The 21,635-nt window shown below is 68.7% G+C and carries 21 protein-coding genes; 10 read left to right on the top strand and 11 right to left on the bottom strand.

The window, feature by feature from the left end; all coding sequences use genetic code 11:
* Positions 1–3: 3 nt before the first annotated feature.
* Both I7X18_RS02420 and I7X18_RS02415 read right to left on the bottom strand, forming a co-directional pair.
* On the bottom strand, positions 4–582 hold the full coding sequence (locus I7X18_RS02420) for a TetR family transcriptional regulator (RefSeq protein WP_193044727.1): 579 nt from the start codon (positions 580–582) through the stop codon (positions 4–6).
* Between the two features lie 30 nt (positions 583–612).
* A complete protein-coding gene (locus I7X18_RS02415) occupies positions 613–1,740 on the bottom strand; it encodes an FAD-dependent oxidoreductase (RefSeq protein WP_193044728.1) in 1,128 nt (375 codons plus the stop codon).
* Positions 1,741–1,842: 102 nt separating this feature from the next.
* On the opposite strand from I7X18_RS02415, the gene I7X18_RS02410 reads away from it, so the two are divergent.
* Complete coding sequence (locus I7X18_RS02410; protein WP_193044729.1) at positions 1,843–2,385, top strand: TetR/AcrR family transcriptional regulator; 543 nt, start codon at positions 1,843–1,845, stop codon at positions 2,383–2,385.
* Here the strand turns inward: I7X18_RS02410 and I7X18_RS02405 are convergent.
* The 3 genes from I7X18_RS02405 to I7X18_RS02395 all read right to left on the bottom strand — a co-directional run bounded on the left by I7X18_RS02405 (position 2,367) and on the right by I7X18_RS02395 (position 6,440).
* Positions 2,367–3,266, bottom strand: coding sequence for an alpha/beta fold hydrolase (locus tag I7X18_RS02405; protein ID WP_193044730.1), 900 nt, complete (start codon positions 3,264–3,266; stop codon positions 2,367–2,369). The genes I7X18_RS02410 and I7X18_RS02405 overlap by 19 nt on opposite strands.
* 21 nt (positions 3,267–3,287) lie before the next feature.
* On the bottom strand, positions 3,288–4,415 hold the full coding sequence (locus I7X18_RS02400; RefSeq protein WP_193044731.1) for a fatty acid desaturase family protein: 1,128 nt from the start codon (positions 4,413–4,415) through the stop codon (positions 3,288–3,290).
* A gap of 240 nt (positions 4,416–4,655) precedes the next feature.
* Positions 4,656–6,440 (bottom strand): Hsp70 family protein, encoded by a 1,785-nt coding sequence (locus tag I7X18_RS02395; RefSeq protein ID WP_193044732.1) that lies wholly within the window; start codon positions 6,438–6,440, stop codon positions 4,656–4,658.
* A gap of 82 nt (positions 6,441–6,522) precedes the next feature.
* On the opposite strand from I7X18_RS02395, the gene I7X18_RS02390 reads away from it, so the two are divergent.
* Positions 6,523–8,028 (top strand): FAD-dependent oxidoreductase, encoded by a 1,506-nt coding sequence (locus I7X18_RS02390; RefSeq protein WP_193044733.1) that lies wholly within the window; start codon positions 6,523–6,525, stop codon positions 8,026–8,028.
* On the opposite strand, the gene I7X18_RS02385 is transcribed toward I7X18_RS02390, so the two are convergent.
* A complete protein-coding gene (locus I7X18_RS02385) occupies positions 8,029–8,796 on the bottom strand; it encodes a DUF3159 domain-containing protein (RefSeq protein WP_226862964.1) in 768 nt (255 codons plus the stop codon).
* A gap of 46 nt (positions 8,797–8,842) precedes the next feature.
* Between I7X18_RS02385 and I7X18_RS02380 the strand changes: the two genes are divergently transcribed.
* On the top strand, positions 8,843–9,301 hold the full coding sequence (locus I7X18_RS02380; protein ID WP_193044734.1) for a nuclear transport factor 2 family protein: 459 nt from the start codon (positions 8,843–8,845) through the stop codon (positions 9,299–9,301).
* Between the two features lie 3 nt (positions 9,302–9,304).
* Here the strand turns inward: I7X18_RS02380 and I7X18_RS02375 are convergent, their stop codons facing one another.
* Entirely contained in the window at positions 9,305–9,958 is a 654-nt protein-coding gene (locus tag I7X18_RS02375; protein WP_193044735.1) for a L,D-transpeptidase family protein, read from the bottom strand.
* A gap of 117 nt (positions 9,959–10,075) precedes the next feature.
* Between I7X18_RS02375 and I7X18_RS02370 the strand changes: the two genes are divergently transcribed.
* Positions 10,076–11,566: a bifunctional phosphatase PAP2/diacylglycerol kinase family protein gene (locus tag I7X18_RS02370; RefSeq protein ID WP_193044736.1), complete on the top strand. Its 1,491-nt coding sequence runs from the start codon at positions 10,076–10,078 to the stop codon at positions 11,564–11,566.
* Here the strand turns inward: I7X18_RS02370 and I7X18_RS02365 are convergent.
* Positions 11,520–12,182, bottom strand: coding sequence for a phosphatase PAP2 family protein (locus tag I7X18_RS02365; RefSeq protein WP_193044737.1), 663 nt, complete (start codon positions 12,180–12,182; stop codon positions 11,520–11,522). The genes I7X18_RS02370 and I7X18_RS02365 overlap by 47 nt on opposite strands.
* Positions 12,183–12,198: 16 nt before the next feature.
* Positions 12,199–13,275, bottom strand: coding sequence for a permease (locus I7X18_RS02360; protein ID WP_193044738.1), 1,077 nt, complete (start codon positions 13,273–13,275; stop codon positions 12,199–12,201).
* 62 nt (positions 13,276–13,337) lie between these two features.
* Between I7X18_RS02360 and I7X18_RS02355 the strand changes: the two genes are divergently transcribed.
* Positions 13,338–13,820 (top strand): hypothetical protein, encoded by a 483-nt coding sequence (locus I7X18_RS02355; protein WP_193044739.1) that lies wholly within the window; start codon positions 13,338–13,340, stop codon positions 13,818–13,820.
* Between the two features lie 6 nt (positions 13,821–13,826).
* On the opposite strand, the gene I7X18_RS02350 is transcribed toward I7X18_RS02355, so the two are convergent.
* Positions 13,827–14,249 (bottom strand): PPOX class F420-dependent oxidoreductase, encoded by a 423-nt coding sequence (locus I7X18_RS02350; protein ID WP_193044740.1) that lies wholly within the window; start codon positions 14,247–14,249, stop codon positions 13,827–13,829.
* 102 nt (positions 14,250–14,351) lie between these two features.
* Between I7X18_RS02350 and I7X18_RS02345 the strand changes: the two genes are divergently transcribed.
* The 5 genes from I7X18_RS02345 to I7X18_RS02325 all read left to right on the top strand — a co-directional run bounded on the left by I7X18_RS02345 (position 14,352) and on the right by I7X18_RS02325 (position 20,743).
* On the top strand, positions 14,352–15,749 hold the full coding sequence (locus I7X18_RS02345; RefSeq protein ID WP_232375393.1) for a sulfatase family protein: 1,398 nt from the start codon (positions 14,352–14,354) through the stop codon (positions 15,747–15,749).
* Positions 15,750–15,815: 66 nt separating this feature from the next.
* Entirely contained in the window at positions 15,816–16,619 is an 804-nt protein-coding gene (gene stf0 / locus I7X18_RS02340) for a trehalose 2-sulfotransferase (protein WP_193044741.1), read from the top strand.
* The gene (gene cysD, locus I7X18_RS02335; RefSeq protein WP_193044742.1) at positions 16,616–17,536 is read left to right on the top strand and encodes a sulfate adenylyltransferase subunit CysD; all 921 of its coding nucleotides are present in this window, start codon (positions 16,616–16,618) and stop codon (positions 17,534–17,536) included. The genes stf0 and cysD overlap by 4 nt, the downstream gene beginning before the upstream one ends.
* The gene (cysC, locus tag I7X18_RS02330; protein ID WP_193044743.1) at positions 17,536–19,422 is read left to right on the top strand and encodes a sulfate adenylyltransferase subunit CysN; all 1,887 of its coding nucleotides are present in this window, start codon (positions 17,536–17,538) and stop codon (positions 19,420–19,422) included. Before cysD ends, cysC begins: the two co-directional genes overlap by 1 nt.
* Positions 19,423–19,507: 85 nt before the next feature.
* On the top strand, positions 19,508–20,743 hold the full coding sequence (locus tag I7X18_RS02325) for an amidase family protein (RefSeq protein WP_232375392.1): 1,236 nt from the start codon (positions 19,508–19,510) through the stop codon (positions 20,741–20,743).
* A gap of 12 nt (positions 20,744–20,755) precedes the next feature.
* Here the strand turns inward: I7X18_RS02325 and I7X18_RS02320 are convergent, their stop codons facing one another.
* Positions 20,756–21,517 carry a trans-aconitate 2-methyltransferase gene (locus I7X18_RS02320; protein WP_193044745.1) on the bottom strand — a complete coding sequence of 254 codons (762 nt, stop codon included), beginning with the start codon at positions 21,515–21,517 and terminating at the stop codon, positions 20,756–20,758.
* Positions 21,518–21,635 lie beyond the last annotated feature (118 nt).

Below are 21,635 nucleotides of genomic sequence, written 5' to 3'. Positions count from 1 at the left end.
CGCCTACTTCAGCTTCTCGTCGAGCAGCCGAAGGTAGTGGGAGATCGGGTCATCCGGCATGGGGGTGTTGTGGGAGGCCGCGATCAGGACACCGACGATCGCCCCGGCCAGCACCCGACGTTCCTGAGCGTCAGCCGGCTGGCCGGGACGTTTCGTCAGTGCCTCGGTGATCAGGTCGATCAGCCGGACGTACTCGGTGTAGAGCAGTCCGCGGGCCTCGGGTACGGCGTACATCAGCCGTTGACCGACGACCGCTTCGGCCCGCTGAGCGTCGGTCAACGCGCCGAACGTCGTCTCCACCGCATGGCGGTACGCGTCGATGACCGACAGCTCGTCGGGGGCTTCGATGAACGCGCTGACGATTGGGTCAATATGGTCGCCGGACAACAGGACTGCTTCCTTGGTGGGGAAGTACCGGGAGAAGGTCCGCGGCGAGATGTCGGCGGCGGCCGAGATCTGCTCGACGGTCGTGTTGTGGTAACCCTGCGCCTGGATCAGCCGGAATGCCTCGCGCCGGATCGTCGCACGGGTCTTGAGTTTCTTTCGCTCCCGCAGCCCTTCAGGCTTCCCCGGCACCGACATCGCACGATTGTCGCAGATCCGGCGACCGGTTCAGGTTCGATATGCGAGGCCGCTGAGCCGCCACCCCAGACCGGCGCGGACGGCGGGGAGTCGGCCGACGGCGCCGATTGCGGTGTTACGCAACGGCCGTAACGCGCGCGGGAGGGTAGCCAGCCTGGTCAGACGGTCCGTCATCGCCACCACGCCCTCCGCGACGGGCCGTCGCGCGCGGACGTAGTCGTCGAGCAATTCGTCCGGTGCCGTCAACGCCTCGGCCAGCACGACTGCGTCCTGGATGCCGAGGTTCATCCCCTGACCACCGGCGGGGCTGTGGACGTGGGCGGCATCGCCGGCCAGCACCAGACGTCCCGCGCGATAGGTGTCCGCGATGCGGTGATGGATCCGGAACCGGGAACCCCAGATCAGCTCGGTCACCTCGATCCGTCCGGGACCCGATCCACGGTTGTCGATGATGTTCTGCACGAGCGCAATCGACGGTTGTTCGGGGGCGTCGGCGATCGGCGCGACGATCCGGTGCACTCCGCCCGGTAGCGGCGCCACGACGGTGAGCCCCGCCCTGGCCCAGAACAGGATCACCTCGTCGTCGGGCGCCTCTCCGGTCAGTCGCACGTCGGCCAGCAGGAACGAGTCCTCGTACTCGCCGCCGTCGAACCCGATGCCCGCCTGCCGGCGCACCGTGCTGTGGACGCCGTCGGCACCGACGACGTAACGCGACCGCACCGTGTCGCCGTCGTCGAATTCGGTTGTCACGCCGCCGGAATCCGGTGTCACCGCGGTGACGGTCTTGGGCCGGACCACCGTGGCGCCCAGTTCCTCCAACCGGGTGAGCAGTATCGCTTCGGTCGACGACTGCGGAAGCATCAGGCTGTAGGGGTAGTTCGTCGGCAACCCGCCGAAGTCGACGGTGATCAGCGTTCGCGCCCGGTCGCGGATGGTGAACCGCGGCGCCCGCACCCCCTCGTCGACCAATCGTTCTGTCACATCGAGGCTTTCGAGCACCTCCAGGCTGCGGGCGTTCACCACCGCGGCACGTGAGGTGTTGACCCCGGCGGGCTCGCGGTCCACCAGGGTGGCCGTGACGCCGCGGTGGGTGAGCGCACACGCCAGCGTCAGCCCGGTGGGGCCGGCGCCCACGACCAGGACGTCGGTGTCATCCATGACGAACCCTTCCGGAGCGGTTATGCCAACGCTTGTTGGCATACGTCCAGGGTGCGCCCGGCATACGCGGAAGTCAACAGTTGTTGGCCTACCCTTGTTGGCATGCGGCGGTCCTCCGAACACACCAAGGCGCTCATCCTCGCCGCCGCACGCGACCGGTTCGGGAAGGCCGGCTACGACCGAGCGACCATCCGCGCGATCGCCGCGGATGCGGGTATCGACCCGTCGATGGTCATGCGGTACTTCGGGAGCAAAGAGGAATTGTTCGCTGCGGCAGCGCATTTCGACCTGGAGCTCCCCGACGTGCACTCGGTCGCCCGCGAGGACGTCGGGCGGCGGCTGGTCGCGCACTTCCTCGAACGGTGGGAACGCGACGAGGCACTCGTCGTCCTCCTGCGTGCGGCCGGAACCAACGCCGTCGCCGCGCAGAAGATGGCCGACATCTTCAGCACCCAGTTACTGCCGGCCGTCACCGCGGCGGGTGGGCCCGACCCGCAGAGGCGGGCGGGCCTGATCGCCACCCAGATGCTGGGCCTGGCACTGTGTCGCTATGTGCTGGCGTTGCCGCCCGTCGCGACGATGTCGTGCGACGAGATCGAGCGCTGGCTGGGACCGACCGTCCAGCGTTATCTGACGGGCTTATAGCCCCCGTCACGGGCTGCGGGCGAACCGTGTGGGGCCGCCTCGTGCTCGGTGTCGAGGAAGAACTCGTGGATCGCGGCGGCAACCTCGGCGGGGGCCTCGACGTGCGGGTAGTGCCCGAGACCCGGCAGCACCTTGAGCTTGCTGCCCGGCCGGGCCGTCTGCACCGAGTAGGCGTGCGCGACGGGGATGATCGGGTCCCGATCCCCCCAGATCACCAGGCTGGGCACCTCGAGGTGCATGCCCAGGCGCTTCAGCGCGCTGACGGACTGACCGCGGTAATCGACCACGGACCGCAGGGTGCGCATGAACGCCGCGCGCGTGGGCGGATCGGACAGCGAACTGTAGGACTGCCACATCTGTCCGGCCTGTGGTGAGCCGAGGCCCGCCGCGCTCAACCACGGCCGCAACCGGTTGCCGAGTGCGACCACCACGTTGGGGGCGATGACAGGAAGCAGGAACTCGGCTCCCGGTGCGGCCAGCAGTCGCAGGACCAAACCCACATCGGGACCGAGCCCGCCGCTGCCGATGAGAATCAGCCGCCGGCAGTACTCCGGGTGTTGATAGAGGAACTGCATCGCGACCCCGCCACCGAGGGACTGCCCGATGATCGTGGCCCGGCTGACCCCCAACTCGTCGAGCAGATCCCGCAGACCGGCGGCGAAGGCACCGAGCGAGTAGTCGGTGCGCGGTTTGGCCGACCGGCCGTGTCCGAGCAGATCGGGCGCGATCACCCGGTAGTTCTCGGCCAGCAGGGGCAGGATCGCGTTCCAGGTGTCCGAACTGCCGGCCATACCGTGGATGAGCAGGATGACCTCGCCGCTGCCGGCATCCCGGTATGCGACACGCTCACCGTGCAGTTCGACATATTCGACGTCACTCATCGACAACTCTTCCCACGATGGTCAGTCGACTAGGTGTTCACCGCGGTTCCGTCGGAGAAACGTGCCGCGGCGGTGACCGTCATCACCGTCGGGTCGCGCGAGCCGGTGAATGGTGCGCAGCGTCTGCAGATACTGGCTCGACAACGAACCGCTGGTGTAGGGCAGGTCGAACTTCTCACACAGTGCCCGCACGCGCAGCGCGACCTGGGGGAGACGGTTGCTGGGCAGGTCGGGGAACAGGTGATGTTCGACCTGGTAGCACAGGTGTCCGCTGGCGAACGCCATCAGCGGGCCGGCATCGAAGTTCGCGGTGCCGAGCATCTGGCGGAGATACCATTCCGCCTTGCTTTCCTCCTCGACGACCTCGGCGGCGAACTTCTCCGCACCGTCGGGGAAGTGGCCGCAGAAGATCACCACGTAGGCCCACAAGTTGCGCGCGATGTTCGCGGTGAAGTTGGCGCCCAGGGTCCTGCGCCACCGCGACCGGCTCAGCGCCGGAAACACCACGTAGTCCTTGACCATCTGGCGGCCGATCTTCTTCACGACCGCGCGTGACTGTGCTTTCTTCTCACCATCGGACTGCACGCGATCCTGGGCCGCGTGGACGCCGTGCAGGGCGATTCCCCATTCGAATCCGAGCGCCAGGAGGAGATTGCGGAGCGGCTGCATCCGATGACGCGGTTCCCACGGCTGATCGCTGGTCATTCGCATCACACCGAAGCCGAGATCGTGATCCATGTCGATGACGTTGGTGAACACGTGGTGTTCGTAGTTGTGCGAATACCGCCACTGGGCGGACAGCCCGGCCATATCCCACTCCCACGTATTCGAGTGGATCTCGGGATCGTTCATCCAGTCCCACTGACCGTGCCCGACGTTATGGCCGATCTCCATGTTCTCGACGCTCTTGGCGAACGCCAGCGCCGCGGTTCCCGCGACCCAGCTCACCTTCGAGCGGCCGGCGGCGATGAGCAGCCGCGCGGCGACTTCGAGCGTCCGTTGAAACGCGATGGTGCGACGGATGTAGGCGGCGTCGCGAGCGCCGAGGGATTCTTCGATCTCGCTGCGGATCGCATCGAGTTCAGCCCCGAGCGATTCGATGTCGGTTCTGTTCAGATGCGCGTACTGCGCGACGTCTGAAATAGCCATGGTGTGTCCTTGTACGTGTGAAAGAGCGTGTCGAGAGCACGGTGCCGCGCTTTTTGGGCACCTGAGCCTTCCCGGGTGGAGGCGGGTTGTGGTGTGCGACACAACACGACTACGTCGTCGGTCGAGCGCACCCGTCCGCGCGGGAGCTTTCCACCGGGGTACCCCGATCACGCGGGCGGAAACCCGCCAATGCGTTACTAGCGTATAACCCTTGTCGGGCAACGCCTTTAGTGATGTATGTCAATTGTTGGGCACCTGGATCGGAATGGGAATCGGCACGAACGGCACGGTGACGTAGGTGGTCGTCAGCGGTGGCCTCGTCGTCGTGGTCCGCGGTGGCTGGGTCGTCGTCGGCCGGGTCGTTGTCGGCTGGGTCGTCGTCGGCTGAGTGGTGGTGGTCGTCGGCGGCGTTGTCGTAGTGGTCGTGGTGGTGGTGGTCGTCGTCGTGGTTGTGGTTGTGGTGGTCGTGGTGGTCGGCGTCGTCGTCGTCGTCGTGGTCACCGTTTCGGGTGGTGGTGCGGGCGCGGGCGGCTCCGGAGGTGGAGGTGGGGCGGGTGGTGCCGTGGTGACGGTGAGGACCGGGGGCGGCGGCGCGGCCGACGGCTCGGGGATGGGCGCGCTGGCAGGCAGTCGCGTGGTCTCGATCTCGGTGACGGGTGTGCTGTCGGTCGACGTTCCGGTCAGCGCGTAGGCGACTCCACCGACGGCGATCGCGGCGACCACCGCCGCTGCGGCGACGGCCAGCTGCGGGAGATGCCAGCCGCGGCGCTCGTCGACCGGTTCGTCGGCGGGCAGATACTGCACGGCCGGTCGCACCCCGGTGGCCTCGGCGGGATACGGGCCATACGGGTTGTAGGCGTCGTCACCGGTGTAGGGCACCGGCTCGTCCGACGTGGTGTCGTCCTGCGACCAGGCCAGTGCGCGGAAGGTCGCCGAACCCGGTGCGTCGTCGATCATCGCCGTGACGGGCGCTGCGGCGGCCATCCCCGTCGGCGCCTCGGCCGCCGCGCTGTAGGCGGCGAACAGCGCCGCGCCCACCGCGGCATCCAGCGCCGGCTGCCGGGTGGTGACCACCGGGACACGGGTGTGCGCGGAGAGCTGTTGGGTGATCAGCGGGATGCTCGCCCCGCCGCCGATCGTCACGACCGCCGAAACGCCCGCCCACCCGATGCGGGTGCGCTCCAGTACCGAGTCGAGCGCGGCCAGCACCCCGGCCAGCGGCCGCGACAGCAGCTCCTCGAGTTCGGTGCGCGTGATCCGGACGGTGGAGCGGTAGCCGGGCAGCTCGGCCGCCACGTCGGCGACGGTGACGGCGGACAGGCGCTCCTTGGCGTTGCGGCACTGCTCCCGCAGCCGCGCCAGCGAGCCGACGGCCGCGGTGCCGGCCGGGTCCACTCCACCGGCTTCGGTGATGCCGGACAGCACGTGGGTGAGCAGCGCCTGGTCGATGAGGTCACCGGAGAACTCGGTGAACCGGGTGGTCTCGTCGACCGGTTCGAATCCGGCCGCCGCGTCGGCGAGCGTGATGCTCGTCCCGCTGCCCCCGAAGTCGAGCAACGCGACCACACCGGTGGTGGGCAGGCCGGGGTTGGCGTGCAGGGCGGTCAGTGAGGCCACCGCATCGGACACCAGCCGTGCGGGGGTGCCGTTCGGCGCGAACAACGGGTTGGTGCGCAGTGCGTTGCGCAGCGTGTAGACCGTCGAGGTACTCCAGTGCGCGGGCACGGCGATGGCGATGTCGCCGATGGGCGCCGCACCCGTGGCCTCGGTCATCGCGTCGAGCGCCTCGACGAGCAGCGCCTCGGCGCGGTAGGACGTACCGTCCGCGGCGACCAGGGGTACGGGGTCGCCGACCCTCTCGACGAAGCCGGTGAGCACCAGGCCGGCGGAACGTTCGGGCACGCCGACCTGCGGCGTGCGATCGCCGAACAAACTCAGCGTCGAACGCCGTGTCACAGGTTCATTGCCGACTCGTGCCGCAACCAGGTTGGTGGTCCCGATCGACAAGCCCAACGGGTCGCTCATCGGGTCACTACCCTAACGGCACCGAGGGGCTGGCGCCGTCTACCCCTCGTTTCGGCGGGTTCTCCGGGGGTAAAGCCACCTCATGACGTCTCTGTGGCTGGCGGGCCGCCCTGAGCAGGCCCTGCCACCGAACCCGCTCGACGAATCCAACCGCTCCGCCGACGTGGTTGTCGTCGGCGCCGGGATCACCGGGTTGACCACCGCGGTGCTGCTGGCTCGCGCCGGCCGCGACGTGATGGTGCTCGAGGCGTTCCGGGCGGGGGCGGGCGCGACGGGCAACACAACCGCGAAGATCAGCCTCCTGCAGGGGACGAAGCTGTCGAAGATCGTCGGCAAACACGGCGCGGGAGTCGCGAAGCAGTACGTCGAGGGCAACCTCGAAGGTCAGGAATGGCTGATCCAGCGCTGCGAGGCACACGGCATCTCGGTGCAGCGCGAAGACGCCTTCACGTTCGCGCAGTCCCCCCGCGGCGTCCCCTCCGCGCGCGCCGAACTGGAGGCCTGCCAGGCCGCGGGACTGCCCGCCGAGTGGGTCGACGATGCCGATGTGCCATTCCCCTTCCACGGCGCGGTGCGGCTGGCCGATCAGGCCCAGTTCGATCCGATGCCGTTGTTGGACAGCCTGATCGTGGAACTCGACGAGCGTGGTGGCCGACTGGTGCAGGGCGTGCGGGTGCAGCGGGTCTCCGGCGCGGACGATGGGCTGACGCTCCACGTGCGCACGTCGGAGGGTCACGAGTTCGACGTGGGCACTCGCCAGTGCGTATTGGCAACGGGTATACCGATTCTCGACCGCGGCGGGTTCTTCGCCCGGGTCAAGCCCAGCCGGTCCTACTGCATGGCCTACCAGGTGCCCGGCACCGTCACCCGGGGCATGTACCTCTCGACCGACTCACCGACGCGTTCGGTGCGCTACGCGCCCACCCCCGACGGTGACCGGCTCATCGTCGGCGGCGCCGGGCACACCGTCGGACGCAAGAAGAGTCCGGCGTCGTCGGTCCGGGAGCTCGACGAGTGGGCCAAACTGCACTATCCGGGTGCGGTGCGGACCCACTACTGGTCGGCGCAGGACTACACCCCGGCCGACCAACTGCCCTATGTCGGACCCATCCTGCCCGGGCACGACAGCATCTTCGTGGCAACGGGTTTCGACAAGTGGGGCATGTCCAACGGCACCGCCGCCGCTCTCGCCCTGTCCAGTCGCATCCTGGGCGGGCGCATGGACTGGGCCGAGGCGTTCGCGAGCTGGAGTCCGCACGAGGTGTCGGGGATCCCGACGGCGGTGTACTACAACCTCGAGGTCGGCTTCGACCTCGCCAAGGGCTGGGTCACCCCGGCCACGCGGATCGCCGACCGCACCCCGCGCTCCGGTGGAGTGGTCAGCGGTCCGCCGTGGGCGCTGGAGGCGCGCTGCGTGGTCGACGGCGTGGAGCACCGGGTGTCGCCGGTGTGCACGCATCTCGGGGGCGTCGTGAATTGGAACGACTCCGATGAGGCGTGGGAGTGCCCGCTGCACGGCTCGCGTTTCGCACCGGACGGCACCCTGCTCGAGGGTCCGGCGACGCGCGATCTCACGCGCTCCCAGTGACTACGACAGCTCGGGGACTTTCGCCGGCTCGTCCGGGAAGACCTTGCGCATGACAGCCGAACCCACGGCACCGACGACGATCAGCGCGATGCCGAGGGCGTCGGGAATCTCGTCGGACACCCAGCCGACCACGCCGGTGATCACGACGAAGACCGGTAGCCAGTCGAACACCCGCGCCCACGGGGCGGTGCTCTCCCCCGTCGCCCGGTCCGGGTAGTAGTCGGTGAACGCGCCGGCGAAGATCAGGGCCGCGAGCGGCAGGATCCACCCGAACCAGAAGTTGCCGTTGTCGTGCAGGACCGCGTCCTCGTACCCACCTGCCGCCGCGGACACCAGGAAGGCGCCCGCCCACACCGCCGAGATGACGTAGTTGATTCGCAGGAAGACGGGGTTGTCCCAAAGTTCCGGCGGTGCAGTGTCTTTCGCGTACGCCAGGGTGAACGGGCGGCGGATCAGCAAGGTGATGATCGCGAAGCTCGCCAGGGCGATGTTGCTCAGCTCGCCGGCCCACATCTCGATCCACCGGATGGCGTCCGGCGGAGCGGTGAGTCCGAGGACCGCCAGCACCGCGAAGAACGCGACACTGAACGCTTCCAGTGCGTGCACCGCGACGCCGTGACGCTTACCGATCCACAGCGTCAGCAGGGCGAGTCCCAGCGCGGCGGAGACCGCCTCCTCGAAACGGCCAGGACCGTTGACGACCGCCATGAGGATCCACGGCGCAAGGCCTGCCAACGGGGATCTGACGTAGCCGTCAATCAATTTCATGATCGAAGCCTATGCGGTCCCCGCCTGTTGTGTTGCAATGTGGTCCATGGGCGACATCGACGAGATCAAACACGTCAAGTACCGGTATCTGCGTGCGCTCGACACCAAGGACTGGGCGGAGTTCGCCGATACGCTGACCGAGGATGTCGTCGGTGACTACGGGGAGTCGCTCGGTGAGGACCACCGGTTCACCGACCGCGACGCGCTCGTCTCGTTCATGCGGACGTCGCTGGGGCCCGAGGTGGTCACCGAGCACCGCGTCGACCACCCGGAGATCACGGTGGACGGCGACGAGGCTGCGGGCACCTGGTATCTACAGGACCGGGTGATCGCACCGGACTTCAATTTCATGTTGATCGGCGCGGCGTTCTACCGCGACCGGTACCGCCGCACACCTGAGGGCTGGAAGATCTGCGCCACCGGATACGACCGGACCTACGACGCGAGCATGTCGTTGGAGAACCTGAACTTCAAGCTCAAACGTGGTCGCGCACTGCATATCTGACATTTACTGCGAGATCGCGATCAGCGCACCGGGCCTCAGCCACCGCATGACCTCGACCAGTGTGCCGTCGTCGATGGCCACGCAGCCGGCGGTCGGTCCGCCCCCGGTGGAGTGCACGAAGAACGCGCCGCCGTTGCCGGGCACGCGCGCCTTGTTCACCCCCATCACCACCGCGTGCTTGTACTGCGGGATGTCGAGGTTCTCGGTCCCTGCGCTCAGCGACGTGTCGAAGCGGCACTGGTCTTTCTTGCACACCTGCATGGTGTTGTAGGTGGGGCTCTTCATATCGCCGTCCCACCAGTGGTCGGGCCCGACCTGGACGTAGGGCAGACCCCCGCCGGGGCTGGGGGCGGTGCCGAACGCGAAGTCGAGGGTGAACACCCCCATCGGCGTCTTCATCTGGCCGTCGTGGGTCTGCGGCGCCATCCCCTTGGCGCCGATGAATGCGGGGATTCCGACGCCGATCGGCTGCCAACCGGCCGCGCCGCGTTGGTACACGTCCATCTTCGCCGAGGAACCCCCCACGCCGACAACGGATATCACCTGTGTGGCCGCACCGACCGACGACGCGAACCACGGCGCGGCGGCGGGTGCGGCCGGCGCCCCGGCGACCAGGAGCACCGCGACCACGCACAGCAAGGTGAACAGTCGGCGCATCCCACCCATCTTGGGCGGGCCACTTCTCGGTTACGTCAACGTCGGGACACGATCGGGTCGCGACCGAGAACGTCCCAGGTGAACGCGTGCCGACAGTGCGCCCGCTAGGTTGGCCGTATGGACCTGCGTATCCGGCGCCGCGGTAACAGCCTCCGACAGATCGGTAAGGGCCTCGGCAGCCTCGACCGTGAGGTCTTCGAGGCGGTCGCGAACTCGCCAAGTCCGCTGCTCGACGCGACGATGCCCCGGCTCACCAGGGCGGCCGACCATTCGAAGCTCTGGTTCGCCCTCGCCGCCGGGTTGATGGCGGTCGGCGGGCCGCGGACGCGGCGCGGCGCCGCGCGCGGAGTGATGACACTGGGAATCACCAGCCTGGTCGCCAACCAGGGCGCCAAGCGCATCTGGAAGCGCCCGCGGCCCAGTTATGCGTTGGTGCCGCTGGCCCGGCGGGGTCGGCGCTTCCCGACGTCGAACTCACTGCCGTCGGGCCACTCGGCGAGTGCGGCGGCATTCGCGGTCGGTGTCGGATTGGAAAGTCCCCCAGTAGGTTTGGCGGTTTCGCTACTGGCCGGACTCGTCGGGCTGTCCCGGGTGGCGACAGGTGCGCACTATCCCGGCGACGTTTTCGCCGGGTTCGGTCTCGGCGCGGGCATCGCGGTGCTCGGCGCCCGGGTGGTTCCGCCGACCACGCCGACGAAGCTGCCGACGGCCGCCCCCCTGCGCGTGCCCACGCCGCCGCGGCCCGACGGCGCCGGAGTGGTGCTGGTGATCAACCCGGCCAGCGGCGGCGGGAACGGCGCGCGGGTGGTCGAGGACGTTCGTAAGGCGTTGCCACGTACCGAGATCGTCGAGTTGGGCGAGGGCGCCGACCTCAAGGCGGTGCTGCGGGAGGCTGCCGGCCGCGCCGAGGTGCTGGCCGTCGGCGGGGGGGACGGCACCGTGGCGTCCGCGGCCGGTATCGCGCTGCAGGCGGGGCTACCGCTCGCGGTGTTCCCGGGTGGCACGTTCAACCACTTCGCGAAGGACATCGGCTGCGATTCGGTGGCCAGGACGGTCGAGGCCATCCGGCGCGGCACCGTGGCATGCGTCGACCTCGTATGCCTCAACGAGGACCACATGGTGATCAACACCGCCAGCATCGGCGCCTACCCGCAGTTCGTGCAGACCCGCGAAAAGTTGGAGCACAAGGTCGGCAAACCGCTGGCGGGCCTGTACGCGATGTTCCACACGCTGCGCCGTGGCGAATCGGTGCGCATCCAGTACGACAACCAGACGCTGGAGACGCCGCTGTTCTTCCTGGGCAACTCGACCTACCTGCCGTCGGGTTTCGCACCGGCGCAACGGCACCGCATGGACGACGGGCTCCTCGATGTGCGCATCCTGGAGACCGGGCGGCGGTTCAGCCGGGTGCGGATACTCACCGCGCTGATGCTCGGCCGGTTGACGCGCAGCCCGCTCTACCACGAAATGCGGGTGCCGCAGTTCACCTTCACCGCCGTTGACGGACCCACCGTGCTGGCGTGCGACGGCGAAGTCGGCCTGGAGGTCGAGACCGCGAGCTTCAGCGCGCAGTACCGGGTGCTGCCGGTGTTCCGTCCCCTGGACTGACACGCGGTGGGTACAGCAGCAGGCAGACGATGAAGTAGGCATAGCCCAACGCCCACCCGGCCACGACGTCGGAGGGGTGGTGGACGTTGAGGACGACCCGGCCCACCCCGATCGACGCGATGAGCACCACCCCCGCCGCGATCGCCCAGCCGCGTGCGGCGGAGGGCAGCATGGGCAGCAGCACGGTGAGAAACGCCAGCACGCATACCATCAGACCCAGGGCGTGGCCGGACGGAAAAGACGTCGACTGTGCGAGCACCAAGGCGGTGGCCGGGCGTGGCCGGTCGGCGATCGCCTTGGCGGTCACCAGAAGCAGGCCGGACAGCTCGACGGTCAGCACGAGGAACACCGCGGTCCTGACCCGGCGCCGAACCAGCGCCACGGCGATGACGACCAGGCCCGCGAGCCGCAACACCGTCGGCCCCAGCACCGTGCAGTACAGATCCCACGCGGTCACCCACCCGGGGTGGGCGGCGCCGTAGCGGTCGAGCGGTTCGAGGGCGGCCAGGTCGGCACGGGCGAGCCACGGCCACTGCTGCGAATAACCGACCCACATGAGGGCGAACACCCCGACCGCGAACACCGCCGAACCGACGAGCCATGCGCGGTGGGGCATCACGCCTGTCTACCCGTCACAGCAGCAGGGTCAGCACCGCTGCCCCGACCAGCCCAGCCAGCACGACCATGACGGCGGTGACGCTGACCGTCTTCCATCCGAACGCGCGGACGACCATCGCGACGCCGGGAAGGCTGACCGCCGGAAGGGTGATCAGGAGGGCGCCGAGCACCCCCGACGAAAGCCCCAGCAGCGCAAGGCCCTGCAGGATCGGGATCTCCCCGGCGGTGGGGATGACCAGCAGCGTGCCGAGCACCGCCGCGACGACCACGACCAGCAGTCCCTGGTGCTCCGGCTCGATCAGCGACAGCAGCCAACCCCTGGTCGCGCCGATCACCAGCACGACGACGAGGTACTCGGGCAGGAGAACGAGGCAGAGCCGCAGCAGCGCCGTGACTAATCGTTTGGGTGCGGATTCCGCTGCTCCGCCGTCACCCGCCCATGCGCCTGCGGTGCTCGACGGTGCGGGGACGTCGTCTCGCCGCGTGAGCAGGCCCACCAGGGCGGCGATCCCCACGACCGCCGCGGCGCCGACCACCAGCCGGGTCACCGTCCATTGCCACGGTGCGACGAAGAGGAGGAACACCAGCACCGCGGGGTTGAGCAGCGGATTGCCCAGCCAGTACGCGACCGCCGCCGCCCTGGTGACGCCGCTGCGCCGCAGCGTCACCGCCACGGGCGCCGCGCAGCACGTGCACATCATCGACGGCATGCTCGCCGCGCCGCCGGCCAGTGCGGTCGAGACGAGACGCCGGCGGTTCAGCAGCCGCGGCAGCCAGGCGCGCGGTACGAATGCCTGCACGCAGGCGCTGAGCAGCAGAGCCACCACCAGGGCGGGCCAGATCGACAGCACGTAGGCCTCGACGAACGACGTGGCGGCAGACCACGTCGGGGCGTCACCCGCGCGGACACCTCCGACGCCGAGGATGTCTTTGCCCGACCACTCGTGGGTGCGTGCGGCCGTCATCGCCTTGCCGAGGTAGGGCGTCCACTTCGCCCAGCACAGCCCGGCCACGAGCACTCCGACGGTGATCGCGACGCCCGCCGTGACGGCCCGGCGAGACGCGACCACGTTGTTCGGGTGGGCGACCATATCGGGAAACGGTAACCGACGCCCCGATCGCGATACCGGTCCGGCGATTACCCTCACTTCACATGGCGCTACTCCTTCGCAAGCTGCTCCGTATCGGCAAGCTGCCCGAGGAGATGCGTACCCAGGTGCAGGCCGAGGGTGTCCTGCACCTGGCGGAGTTCGTCCCCGTCACCCGCAGGTTCACCGGGTCGATCCCGGGTAAACGCTCCGCCGGCAGCGTGTCGGGATACACCGGCGCACTCGTGCTCACCAATCACCGTGTGCTCGCCACTCTGTCGACCGTCCCGGGGTTGGCCGGCCGGACCATCGACCAGCGCTGGGACGCGCCGGCCGACGGGCCGGTCACCGCTGAACTGTCCGCGACGGGCCTACACATCGAGGTCGACGTCTCCGCGGTGGATCCACGCTGCAAAGGCCAGTTGACGCTGCACTACAAGAACGACATCCCCGAGGACATCCTGCTGGGACTGCCCACCTGTTCGCTGGCCTACAGCGTTCCCCCGGAGTGGGTCTTCCGGGCGGTCGGGGTGCCCTACCGGCCGTAAGACCGGTCAGTCGGCGAGATCGAACGCTGCGATGACCTTCGTCGGCGTGACGCGGACGACCAGTTCGCCCGGCACCCCGTTACGGCGACCGAACTCCTCCGCGCGGTCCTGCCCCATGTACCGCCCGCCGATACGCGTCGCGGTGTCGAGCACCTCTTCGGGATCTTCGATCGCCGACGCGATGCCCTGCACCTGGACGAACGAGTAGGGCGGATGCTGATCGTCGACGCAGATGACCACCCGGGGGTCGCGGCGTAACGCACGCCCCTTCGCTGTGTCGCGCCCGGTGTTGAAGACCAGCTGGTTGCCGTCGACCACGAACCACACCGGCGCCACAAGTGGCCTGCCGTCGGATGCGACGTAGCCGAGCTTGGCGGTTCGCGTGCCCCCGGACAGGAACGCGACCACGTCGTCGGAGAACTCGTCCATGCGATGAGCCTAGATCTGCGGACGGCCGGCGGTCGCGGATAAGTTGCTTCGAATGAGCCGAACACTTGCCGAACAGACCGCGAACCGCTTCTGTGGAGCAGCGTGACCGGACAAGAACACGTGACACCCTCGCAGCGCGCCAACGTGCTGATCGTCCACTGGCACGACCTCGGCCGCTACCTCGGCGCCTACGGGCACGCGGATGTGCACAGCCCCCGCCTCGACCGCTTCGCCGCCGAGAGCATCCTGTTCACCCGCGCCCACGCCACCGCACCGCTGTGCTCACCGTCGCGAGGGTCGCTGTTCACGGGCCGCTACCCGCAGGGCAACGGCCTGGTCGGGTTGGCGCACCACGGCTGGGAGTATCGCGCCGGTGTCCGCACCCTTCCGCATGTGCTCTCCGAGAACGGTTGGCACACGGCTCTTTTCGGCATGCAACACGAGACGTCGTATCCGGCGAAGTTGGGTTTCGCCGAATTCGACGTGTCCAATTCCTACTGCGAATACGTCGTCGCACACGCCACCGACTGGCTGCAGAACGCACCTCGGCAACCGTTCCTGCTGACTGCGGGCTTCTTCGAAACCCACCGCCCCTACCCGCGGGAACGCTACGAACCGGCCGACGCCGACGCCGTGGAGCTGCCGGACTATCTCCCCGACGACGACGCGGTACGCCAGGATCTTGCCGACTTCTACGGGTCGATCACGGTCGCGGACGCCGCGGTCGGAACGCTGCTCGACACGTTGGAGGCCACCGGTCTGGACCGCAGCACCTGGGTGGTGTTCATGACCGACCACGGCCCGGCGCTGCCGCGGGCGAAGTCCACGCTCTATGACGCTGGTACCGGCATCGCGATGATCATCCGGCCACCGCGTGACGCGGGCATCTCCCCCGGCGTCTACGACGATCTGTTCAGCGGTGTCGACCTACTGCCCACGCTGCTCGACGTGCTCGGCGTCGACATTCCCGGAGAAGTCGACGGTCTTTCGCATGCCGACAATTTGCTGGGCGGCCCCGAAAACACACGGGAGGTGCGCACCGCGGTGTACACGACAAAGACCTATCACGATTCCTTCGACCCCATCCGGGCGATCCGCACCAAGAAATACAGCTACATCGAGAATTACGCGAATCGACCGTTGCTGGACCTGCCCTGGGACATCGCCGAAAGCGCCCCCGGACGCATCGTCGGACCGCGCGCACGCACGGAACGCCCCGCGCGGGAGCTCTACGACCTCCGCGCCGACCCGACCGAGCAGCGCAACCTGCTGACGTCGGAGAACAAGATCAACGCCGAGACGGTCGCGGGTGATCTCGCGCTGCTCCTGGACGACTGGCGCGTGAAAACCAATGACGTCATCCCGTCGGATTTCGCGGGTACGCGAATATCCGACCGATACACCGAGACGTATCTGCGCATTCACGGGCGCGACGTCACCAGTCGTTCGGCCATCGCCGCCGACCGCGGCATCGAAGACGAGCGCCGGACAGCGCAATGAATTTACTCACCGTGAACGTAACTGCCGGGTAGGCAGCCGAATTGCGGTGCGGTTAGGCTCACGCCCATGCCTTCTCAGCCCACGGCATATCTGGTCCTCGCGTCGCAGCGCAGTGGCAGCACGCTACTGGTGGAATCCCTGCGCGCCACCGGTGTCGCCGGTGAACCGCAGGAGTTCTTCCAGTACCTGCCCAAGACCAGTCAGGCGCCCCAGCCGCGGGAATGGTTCGCCGACGTGGACGACGAATCGATCCTGCGTCTTCTGGATCCCCTCGACGCCGGGACACCGGATCTGGCGCCCGCGACCATCTGGCGGGACTACATCCGCACGGTGGGCCGCACCCCCAACGGCATCTGGGGCGGCAAGCTGATGTGGAACCAGACGCCGCTGCTGCTCGACCGGGCCAAGGACCTGCCGGACCGCTCCGGCGACGGACTGCTCGCCGCCATCCGCGACGTCGTGGGCAGCGATCCGGTGCTGGTGCACGTGTACCGGCCCGACGTGATCTCGCAGGCGGTCTCGTTCTGGCGTGCCGTGCAGACCCGGGTGTGGCGCGGCCGCCCGGACCCGGGGCGCGACGCCCGGGCGGAGTATCACGCCGGCGCCATCGCCCACGTCGTGAAAATGCTTCGCGCACAGGAGGAAGGCTGGCGCACCTGGTTCGCCGAGGAGAACGTCGAGCCGATCGACGTGCCCTACCCGGTGCTGTGGCGCAACCTCACCGAGGTGGTCGCCGACGTCCTCGAGAGACTCGGCCAGGACCCCCGCCTGGCGCCGTCCCCGGTGCTCGAACGCCAGGCCGACCAGCGCTCCGATGAGTGGGTGGACCGCTACCGCGCCGATGCGGAGCGGAACGGTCTGCCGACATGACGACCGCCGACCTCGACGCCCTGCGGGTCGACGAACTGCGGCTCCTGGAAGCCGAAGCCGTCCACATCATCCGTGAGGTGGTCGCCGAACTCGAACGCCCCGTCCTGCTGTTCAGCGCCGGTAAGGATTCGATTGTTCTGCTGAGGTTGGCGGAGAAGGCGTTCCGTCCTGCCCCGCTGCCGTTCCCCGTCATGCACGTCGACACCGGGCACAACTTCGACGAGGTGATCGAGTTCCGCGATCGCCGCGTCACCGGACACGGCCACAGACTCATCGTCGCCTCGGTGCAGGAGTCCATCGACACAGGGCGCGTGGCGGATCCGGGTCCGGGGGCGTCGCGCAACCGGCAACAGACCCGCACCCTGCTCGACGCGCTGGACGAGGGGGGCTTCGACGCGGCCTTCGGTGGCGCCCGCCGCGACGAGGAGCGGGCCCGCGCCAAGGAGCGCATCCTGAGTTTCCGTGACGAGTTCGGGCAGTGGGATCCGCGCGCACAGCGCCCGGAGCCGTGGTCGCTCTACAACGGACGCATCAAGAAGGGCGAACAGGTCCGGGTGTTCCCGCTGAGCAACTGGACCGAACTCGACGTCTGGCGCTACATCCAACTGGAGGATCTCGAGCTGCCGTCGATCTACTTCGCCCATCGGCGTGAGGTTTTCGCCCGTGACGGCATCCTGCTCGCGGTGTCGGAATACACGCAGCCCGCCGACGGCGAGACCGCCGCAGTGGAGTGGGTGCGCTACCGCACGGTCGGCGACCTGACCATCACCGGCGCGGTCCGCTCGCAGGCCACCGACATCGAGCGCGTCATCTCCGAGATCTCCGCGGCGACGGTGTCCGAACGCGGTGAGACCCGCGCGGATGACCGCACTTCCGTTGCGGCCATGGAGGACCGGAAACGCGAAGGGTATTTCTGATGTCATCTCAGAAGACGACCCGCCAACTGCTCCGCATCGCCACCGCCGGTTCCGTCGACGACGGCAAGAACACGCTGATCGGCCGGTTGCTGCACGACACCGACAGCCTGCCGCTCGACCACCTCGAGGCCGTGACCGACGAAGAGGGCATCGCCGACCTCGCCGCGCTGTCGGACGGTCTGCGCGCAGAACGCGAGCAGGGCATCACGATCGACGTCGCCTACCGGTTCTTCTCCACGGCCAACCGCAGCTACATCCTGGCCGACACCCCCGGCCACGAGCGCTACACCCGCAACATGTTCACCGGCGCCTCCAACGCCCACGTGGCGGTGCTGTTGGTCGACGCGCGGGCCGGTGTGCTGCGCCAGACCAATCGGCACGCCCGCATCGCAAAGCTGTTGGGCATCAAGCACTTCGTCGCGGCAGTGAACAAGATCGATCTGGTCGACTTCGACGCGGACCGCTTCGCCCGGGTGCACGGCGAACTGCGCCAGATGTCGGCACGGCTCGGCGGCCTCGACCTCACGGTCATCCCGATCGCGGCCAAACAGGGCGACAACGTCGTGCACCGGTCGGGGCGCACGCCCTGGTATGACGGGCCGACGCTGCTGGAGTACCTCGAGGCCGTCGAACTCATCCCACCGCACCCGGAGCCGGCCAAGCTCCGGTTGCCGGTGCAGTGGGTGTCGCGGCCGACGGCCGAGCAACGCCGCCGCTACACCGGACGGCTGTCGGCGGGCACCCTGAGCGTCGGCGACACCGTCGTGAGCCTGCCGGCCGGCACCCGCTCGACCGTCACGGTGGTCGACACCCTCGACGACGACCGGCCCACCGCCGTCGCCCCACTGTCCGTGTCGATCGAACTGGCCGACGACATCGACGTCGGCCGGGGCGATGTCTTCGTCAGCGGCACCGAGGACGCCGCCCTGCCGGTGATGGCCCGCGAACTCGATGCGACGGTGTGCTGGTTCACCGACGCCCCGCTGCGCGCCGGTGACCGGCTCTCGCTCAAACAGGGCACCAGCACGGTGCGCGCGACGGTCCAGGCCCTGCACAGCCGTCTCGATCCCGAGACGCTCGACGAGCTCGACAACCCGGTGGAGTTGGTGCTCAACGACATCGGTTCGGTGACGCTGCGCACCAGTTCGGTGGTGGTGACCGACGCGTACGCCGACAACCGCGACAGCGGCGCGTTCATCCTCATCGACGAGTCGAGTAACGACACCGTCGGCGCCGGCACTATCCTCGAGCCGCGCGAGGTCACCCCCGGGGCGCAGACACGCAACGACATCCGTTGGCACCCTTCGTCACTCGACCGCACCCACCGGTGGACGTCGACAGGCCAGCGCGGTGCGACGATCTGGTTCACCGGGCTGCCCGCCTCCGGCAAGTCGACGATCGCGGTCGCGGTCGAACGTGCGCTCGTCGAGTCGGGACAGGTGGCGTATCTGCTCGACGGCGACAACATCCGCCACGGGCTGTCCGACGACCTCGGCTTCTCCGCGGGTGACCGGGCCGAGAACATCCGCCGAGTCGGGCATCTGACCCGCCTGTTCGCCGATGCGGGTGTCGTCGCGCTGGCGTCGCTGGTATCGCCGCTGAAATCCGACCGGGAGATCGCGCGCACCCTCAACCACGCGGCGAAGCTGCCGTTCATCGAGGTCTACGTGGCCACCCCGGTCGAGGAGTGCGAAAAGCGCGACCCGAAGAGGCTTTACGCCCGCGCCCGCGCCGGCGAGCTGAAGGGTCTGACGGGGGTGGACGCGCCGTATGAGCCGCCGGATGATCCCGACCTGGTCCTCGACACCACGGGCGCGGACATCCCCGCCCTCGTCGCGCAAGTGATCGACCTACTCGACAGCAGGCAGCGTTTTACGCCTGGGTAACAGGGTGCCCCTACAGTCTCGGACAGGCAACCCGGCTCCCGAAAGGCGGACGATGGAAGCGATCACTCGACGGCGGTTCTTGGCAGTGACAAGTACTGCGACGGTGGGAGCGTTCGGCCTCGCCGCCACGGCGACCTCGTGGGCGGCGCCCGACTCCGACTTCGACAGCACCGTGTGGCGTGAATACGGCACACCCCTGGTCGGACCCACCGGTTCCGGGCCGCTCACCGGCGGTACCGTTGCGGTCAAAGACCTCTACGACGTCGCCGGTCACAAGGTCGGGGCAGGCAACGAGGTGTGGCTTGCCCAGGCGCCGGTCGAGACATCGACCGCGCCCGCGGTGGCCGCGTTGTTGGCGGGCGGCGCGGCGATCGCCGGCATCAGTCGCACCGACGAGTTCGCCTACAGCCTGGCCGGGACGAACGGCCACTACGGCACCCCGCCCAATCCCGCCGCCCCGGATCGCATCCCGGGTGGATCATCGTCGGGTCCGGCCAGTGCTGTCGCACTCGGGCAGGCGACGATCGGCCTGGGCACCGACACCGGAGGTTCTATCCGGATCCCCTCGTCCTATCAGGGGCTGTACGGCATCCGCACCACGCACGGTGCGATCTCGGCCGACGGGCTGATCCCGCTGGCGCCGTCGTTCGACACCGTCGGCTGGATGACGCGCGACCGCGCCGAGCTGGTCAAGGTGGCAGACGTTCTGGAGCCGAATCTTCCTGCGGCGGTGCCGTTCCCGCGTGCGGTGTACGCTGAGTCGCTGATCGCTCTGGCAGATCCGGACGTGGGCTCTGCGGTGCGCGGCGCGATTGCCAACTGGTCGGTGGAGTTGCCGATCGAACGGATCGAGTTCGACGCCGGCCAGCTGGCGCTGTGGGTCAAGGCCTTCCAGACTCGTCAGGGCTGGGAGGCGTGGCGGGCGCACGGCGCGTGGATCGACCTGCACTGGGAGTCGCTGAACCCCGATGTGCGGTCACGCTTCGAAGCGGCGGCCAAGCGCAGCGCAGAAGAGCTGTCTGACGCGGACGCGGTCCTGGCGAGCGCGCGCGCCACGATCGACGGGGCGCTCGGCGATGCGGTGCTGATCCTGCCGTCGGCGTCATCGGTGGCACCTCCGCGAGACAGCGCCGCGCTGGGCGGCGAGGTGATCGAGGACATCCGCGCCCGCACCTTCCAGCTGACATGCCTGGCCGGAATCACCGGACGGCCCGCGGTCAGCAGCCCGCTGCCGGTGGCCGGACCACCCATCGGTATTTGCGCTGTCGGGCCACGCAATTCGGACCGTGCGCTCGCGGCGCTGCGCGTGAACGGATCGTGAGCACTCCCGATTTCAACCGGTCCGCGCCACCACGAACACCCGGCGGAACGGGAAGAAGGTCCGCCCGTCGGGCCGCGGCGGGTAGGCCTCGTCGAGCAGCGGGATCAGCTCGTCGCGGAACCGGTCCCACTGCTCGTCGGTCAACCGGCTCCGCACCGGCCGCAGCGCGGTGCCGGTGATCCAGTCGAGCACCGGGTGCTCACCGGTCAGTTCGTGGATGTAGGTGGTCTCCCAGGCGTCGACGGTGCAGCCCGCGCCGGTGAGCAATTCGGCGTAGGCCGCCGGCGTGTCGACGACGTCGTCCGCCGCGAAGATGTCTTGCAGCGGGGCCGCCCACGGCTCCTGACCTGCCAACCGCCGCACCGCGTCGTGCGACGGGGCGTCGAAGTTTCCCGGCACCTGCATGGCCAGCCACGATCCGGGCGCCAGCGCACCGGCCCACCGCGTCAGCAGCTCGCGATGTTCGGGCACCCAGTGCAGCGTGGCGTTGCTCAGTACCACGTCGGTGTCGGGTCGCGGTGACCAGTCGCGCACGTCGCCGACGTTCGCCTCCACCCCGTGCTCACGGGCGGCCGCCACCATCTCCGGCGAGTTGTCCCACGCCTCCACCACTGCCGACGGCCACCTGCCGTGCAGCGTCGCCGTGAGATTGCCTGGGCCGCAGCCGAGGTCGACCACCCGCCGGGGCGCCGCCGCACCGATGCGGGCCAGGAGGTCGAAGAACGGCCTGCCGCGGTGGTCGGCGAATTCGAGATACACCTCGGGGTTCCACATACCGCCAGTCTTGCACCGCCGACTGGGTGTCGCCGGCGTCGAGTGTGTGATCAGCGTGCGATCCGGCGCTTGTTCCCGCCCCGAGTACACACTCGACGCAGTCCTCGCGGGCTACCAT

The organism is Mycolicibacterium baixiangningiae, assembly GCF_016313185.1.
Classification (GTDB): domain Bacteria; phylum Actinomycetota; class Actinomycetes; order Mycobacteriales; family Mycobacteriaceae; genus Mycobacterium; species Mycobacterium baixiangningiae.
This window is presented reverse-complemented; position numbering and strand designations above follow the sequence as displayed.

Bases quoted from the DNA above. Each gene is read 5' to 3' on its own strand.
- cysC (WP_193044743.1), top strand. From the start codon at position 17,536: ATGTCATCTCAGAAGACGACCCGCCAACTGCTCCGCATCGCCACCGCC.
- I7X18_RS02405 (WP_193044730.1), bottom strand. From the start codon at position 3,266: ATGAGTGACGTCGAATATGTCGAACTGCACGGTGAGCGTGTCGCATAC.
- stf0 (WP_193044741.1), top strand. From the start codon at position 15,816: ATGCCTTCTCAGCCCACGGCATATCTGGTCCTCGCGTCGCAGCGCAGT.
- I7X18_RS02360 (WP_193044738.1), bottom strand. From the start codon at position 13,275: ATGGTCGCCCACCCGAACAACGTGGTCGCGTCTCGCCGGGCCGTCACG.
- I7X18_RS02380 (WP_193044734.1), top strand. From the start codon at position 8,843: ATGGGCGACATCGACGAGATCAAACACGTCAAGTACCGGTATCTGCGT.
- I7X18_RS02420 (WP_193044727.1), bottom strand. From the start codon at position 582: ATGTCGGTGCCGGGGAAGCCTGAAGGGCTGCGGGAGCGAAAGAAACTC.
- I7X18_RS02370 (WP_193044736.1), top strand. From the start codon at position 10,076: ATGGACCTGCGTATCCGGCGCCGCGGTAACAGCCTCCGACAGATCGGT.
- I7X18_RS02320 (WP_193044745.1), bottom strand. From the start codon at position 21,517: ATGTGGAACCCCGAGGTGTATCTCGAATTCGCCGACCACCGCGGCAGG.
- I7X18_RS02415 (WP_193044728.1), bottom strand. From the start codon at position 1,740: ATGGATGACACCGACGTCCTGGTCGTGGGCGCCGGCCCCACCGGGCTG.
- I7X18_RS02410 (WP_193044729.1), top strand. From the start codon at position 1,843: ATGCGGCGGTCCTCCGAACACACCAAGGCGCTCATCCTCGCCGCCGCA.
- I7X18_RS02400 (WP_193044731.1), bottom strand. From the start codon at position 4,415: ATGGCTATTTCAGACGTCGCGCAGTACGCGCATCTGAACAGAACCGAC.
- I7X18_RS02365 (WP_193044737.1), bottom strand. From the start codon at position 12,182: ATGCCCCACCGCGCATGGCTCGTCGGTTCGGCGGTGTTCGCGGTCGGG.
- I7X18_RS02385 (WP_226862964.1), bottom strand. From the start codon at position 8,796: ATGAAATTGATTGACGGCTACGTCAGATCCCCGTTGGCAGGCCTTGCG.
- I7X18_RS02355 (WP_193044739.1), top strand. From the start codon at position 13,338: ATGGCGCTACTCCTTCGCAAGCTGCTCCGTATCGGCAAGCTGCCCGAG.
- cysD (WP_193044742.1), top strand. From the start codon at position 16,616: ATGACGACCGCCGACCTCGACGCCCTGCGGGTCGACGAACTGCGGCTC.
- I7X18_RS02375 (WP_193044735.1), bottom strand. From the start codon at position 9,958: ATGCGCCGACTGTTCACCTTGCTGTGCGTGGTCGCGGTGCTCCTGGTC.
- I7X18_RS02350 (WP_193044740.1), bottom strand. From the start codon at position 14,249: ATGGACGAGTTCTCCGACGACGTGGTCGCGTTCCTGTCCGGGGGCACG.
- I7X18_RS02390 (WP_193044733.1), top strand. From the start codon at position 6,523: ATGACGTCTCTGTGGCTGGCGGGCCGCCCTGAGCAGGCCCTGCCACCG.
- I7X18_RS02395 (WP_193044732.1), bottom strand. From the start codon at position 6,440: ATGAGCGACCCGTTGGGCTTGTCGATCGGGACCACCAACCTGGTTGCG.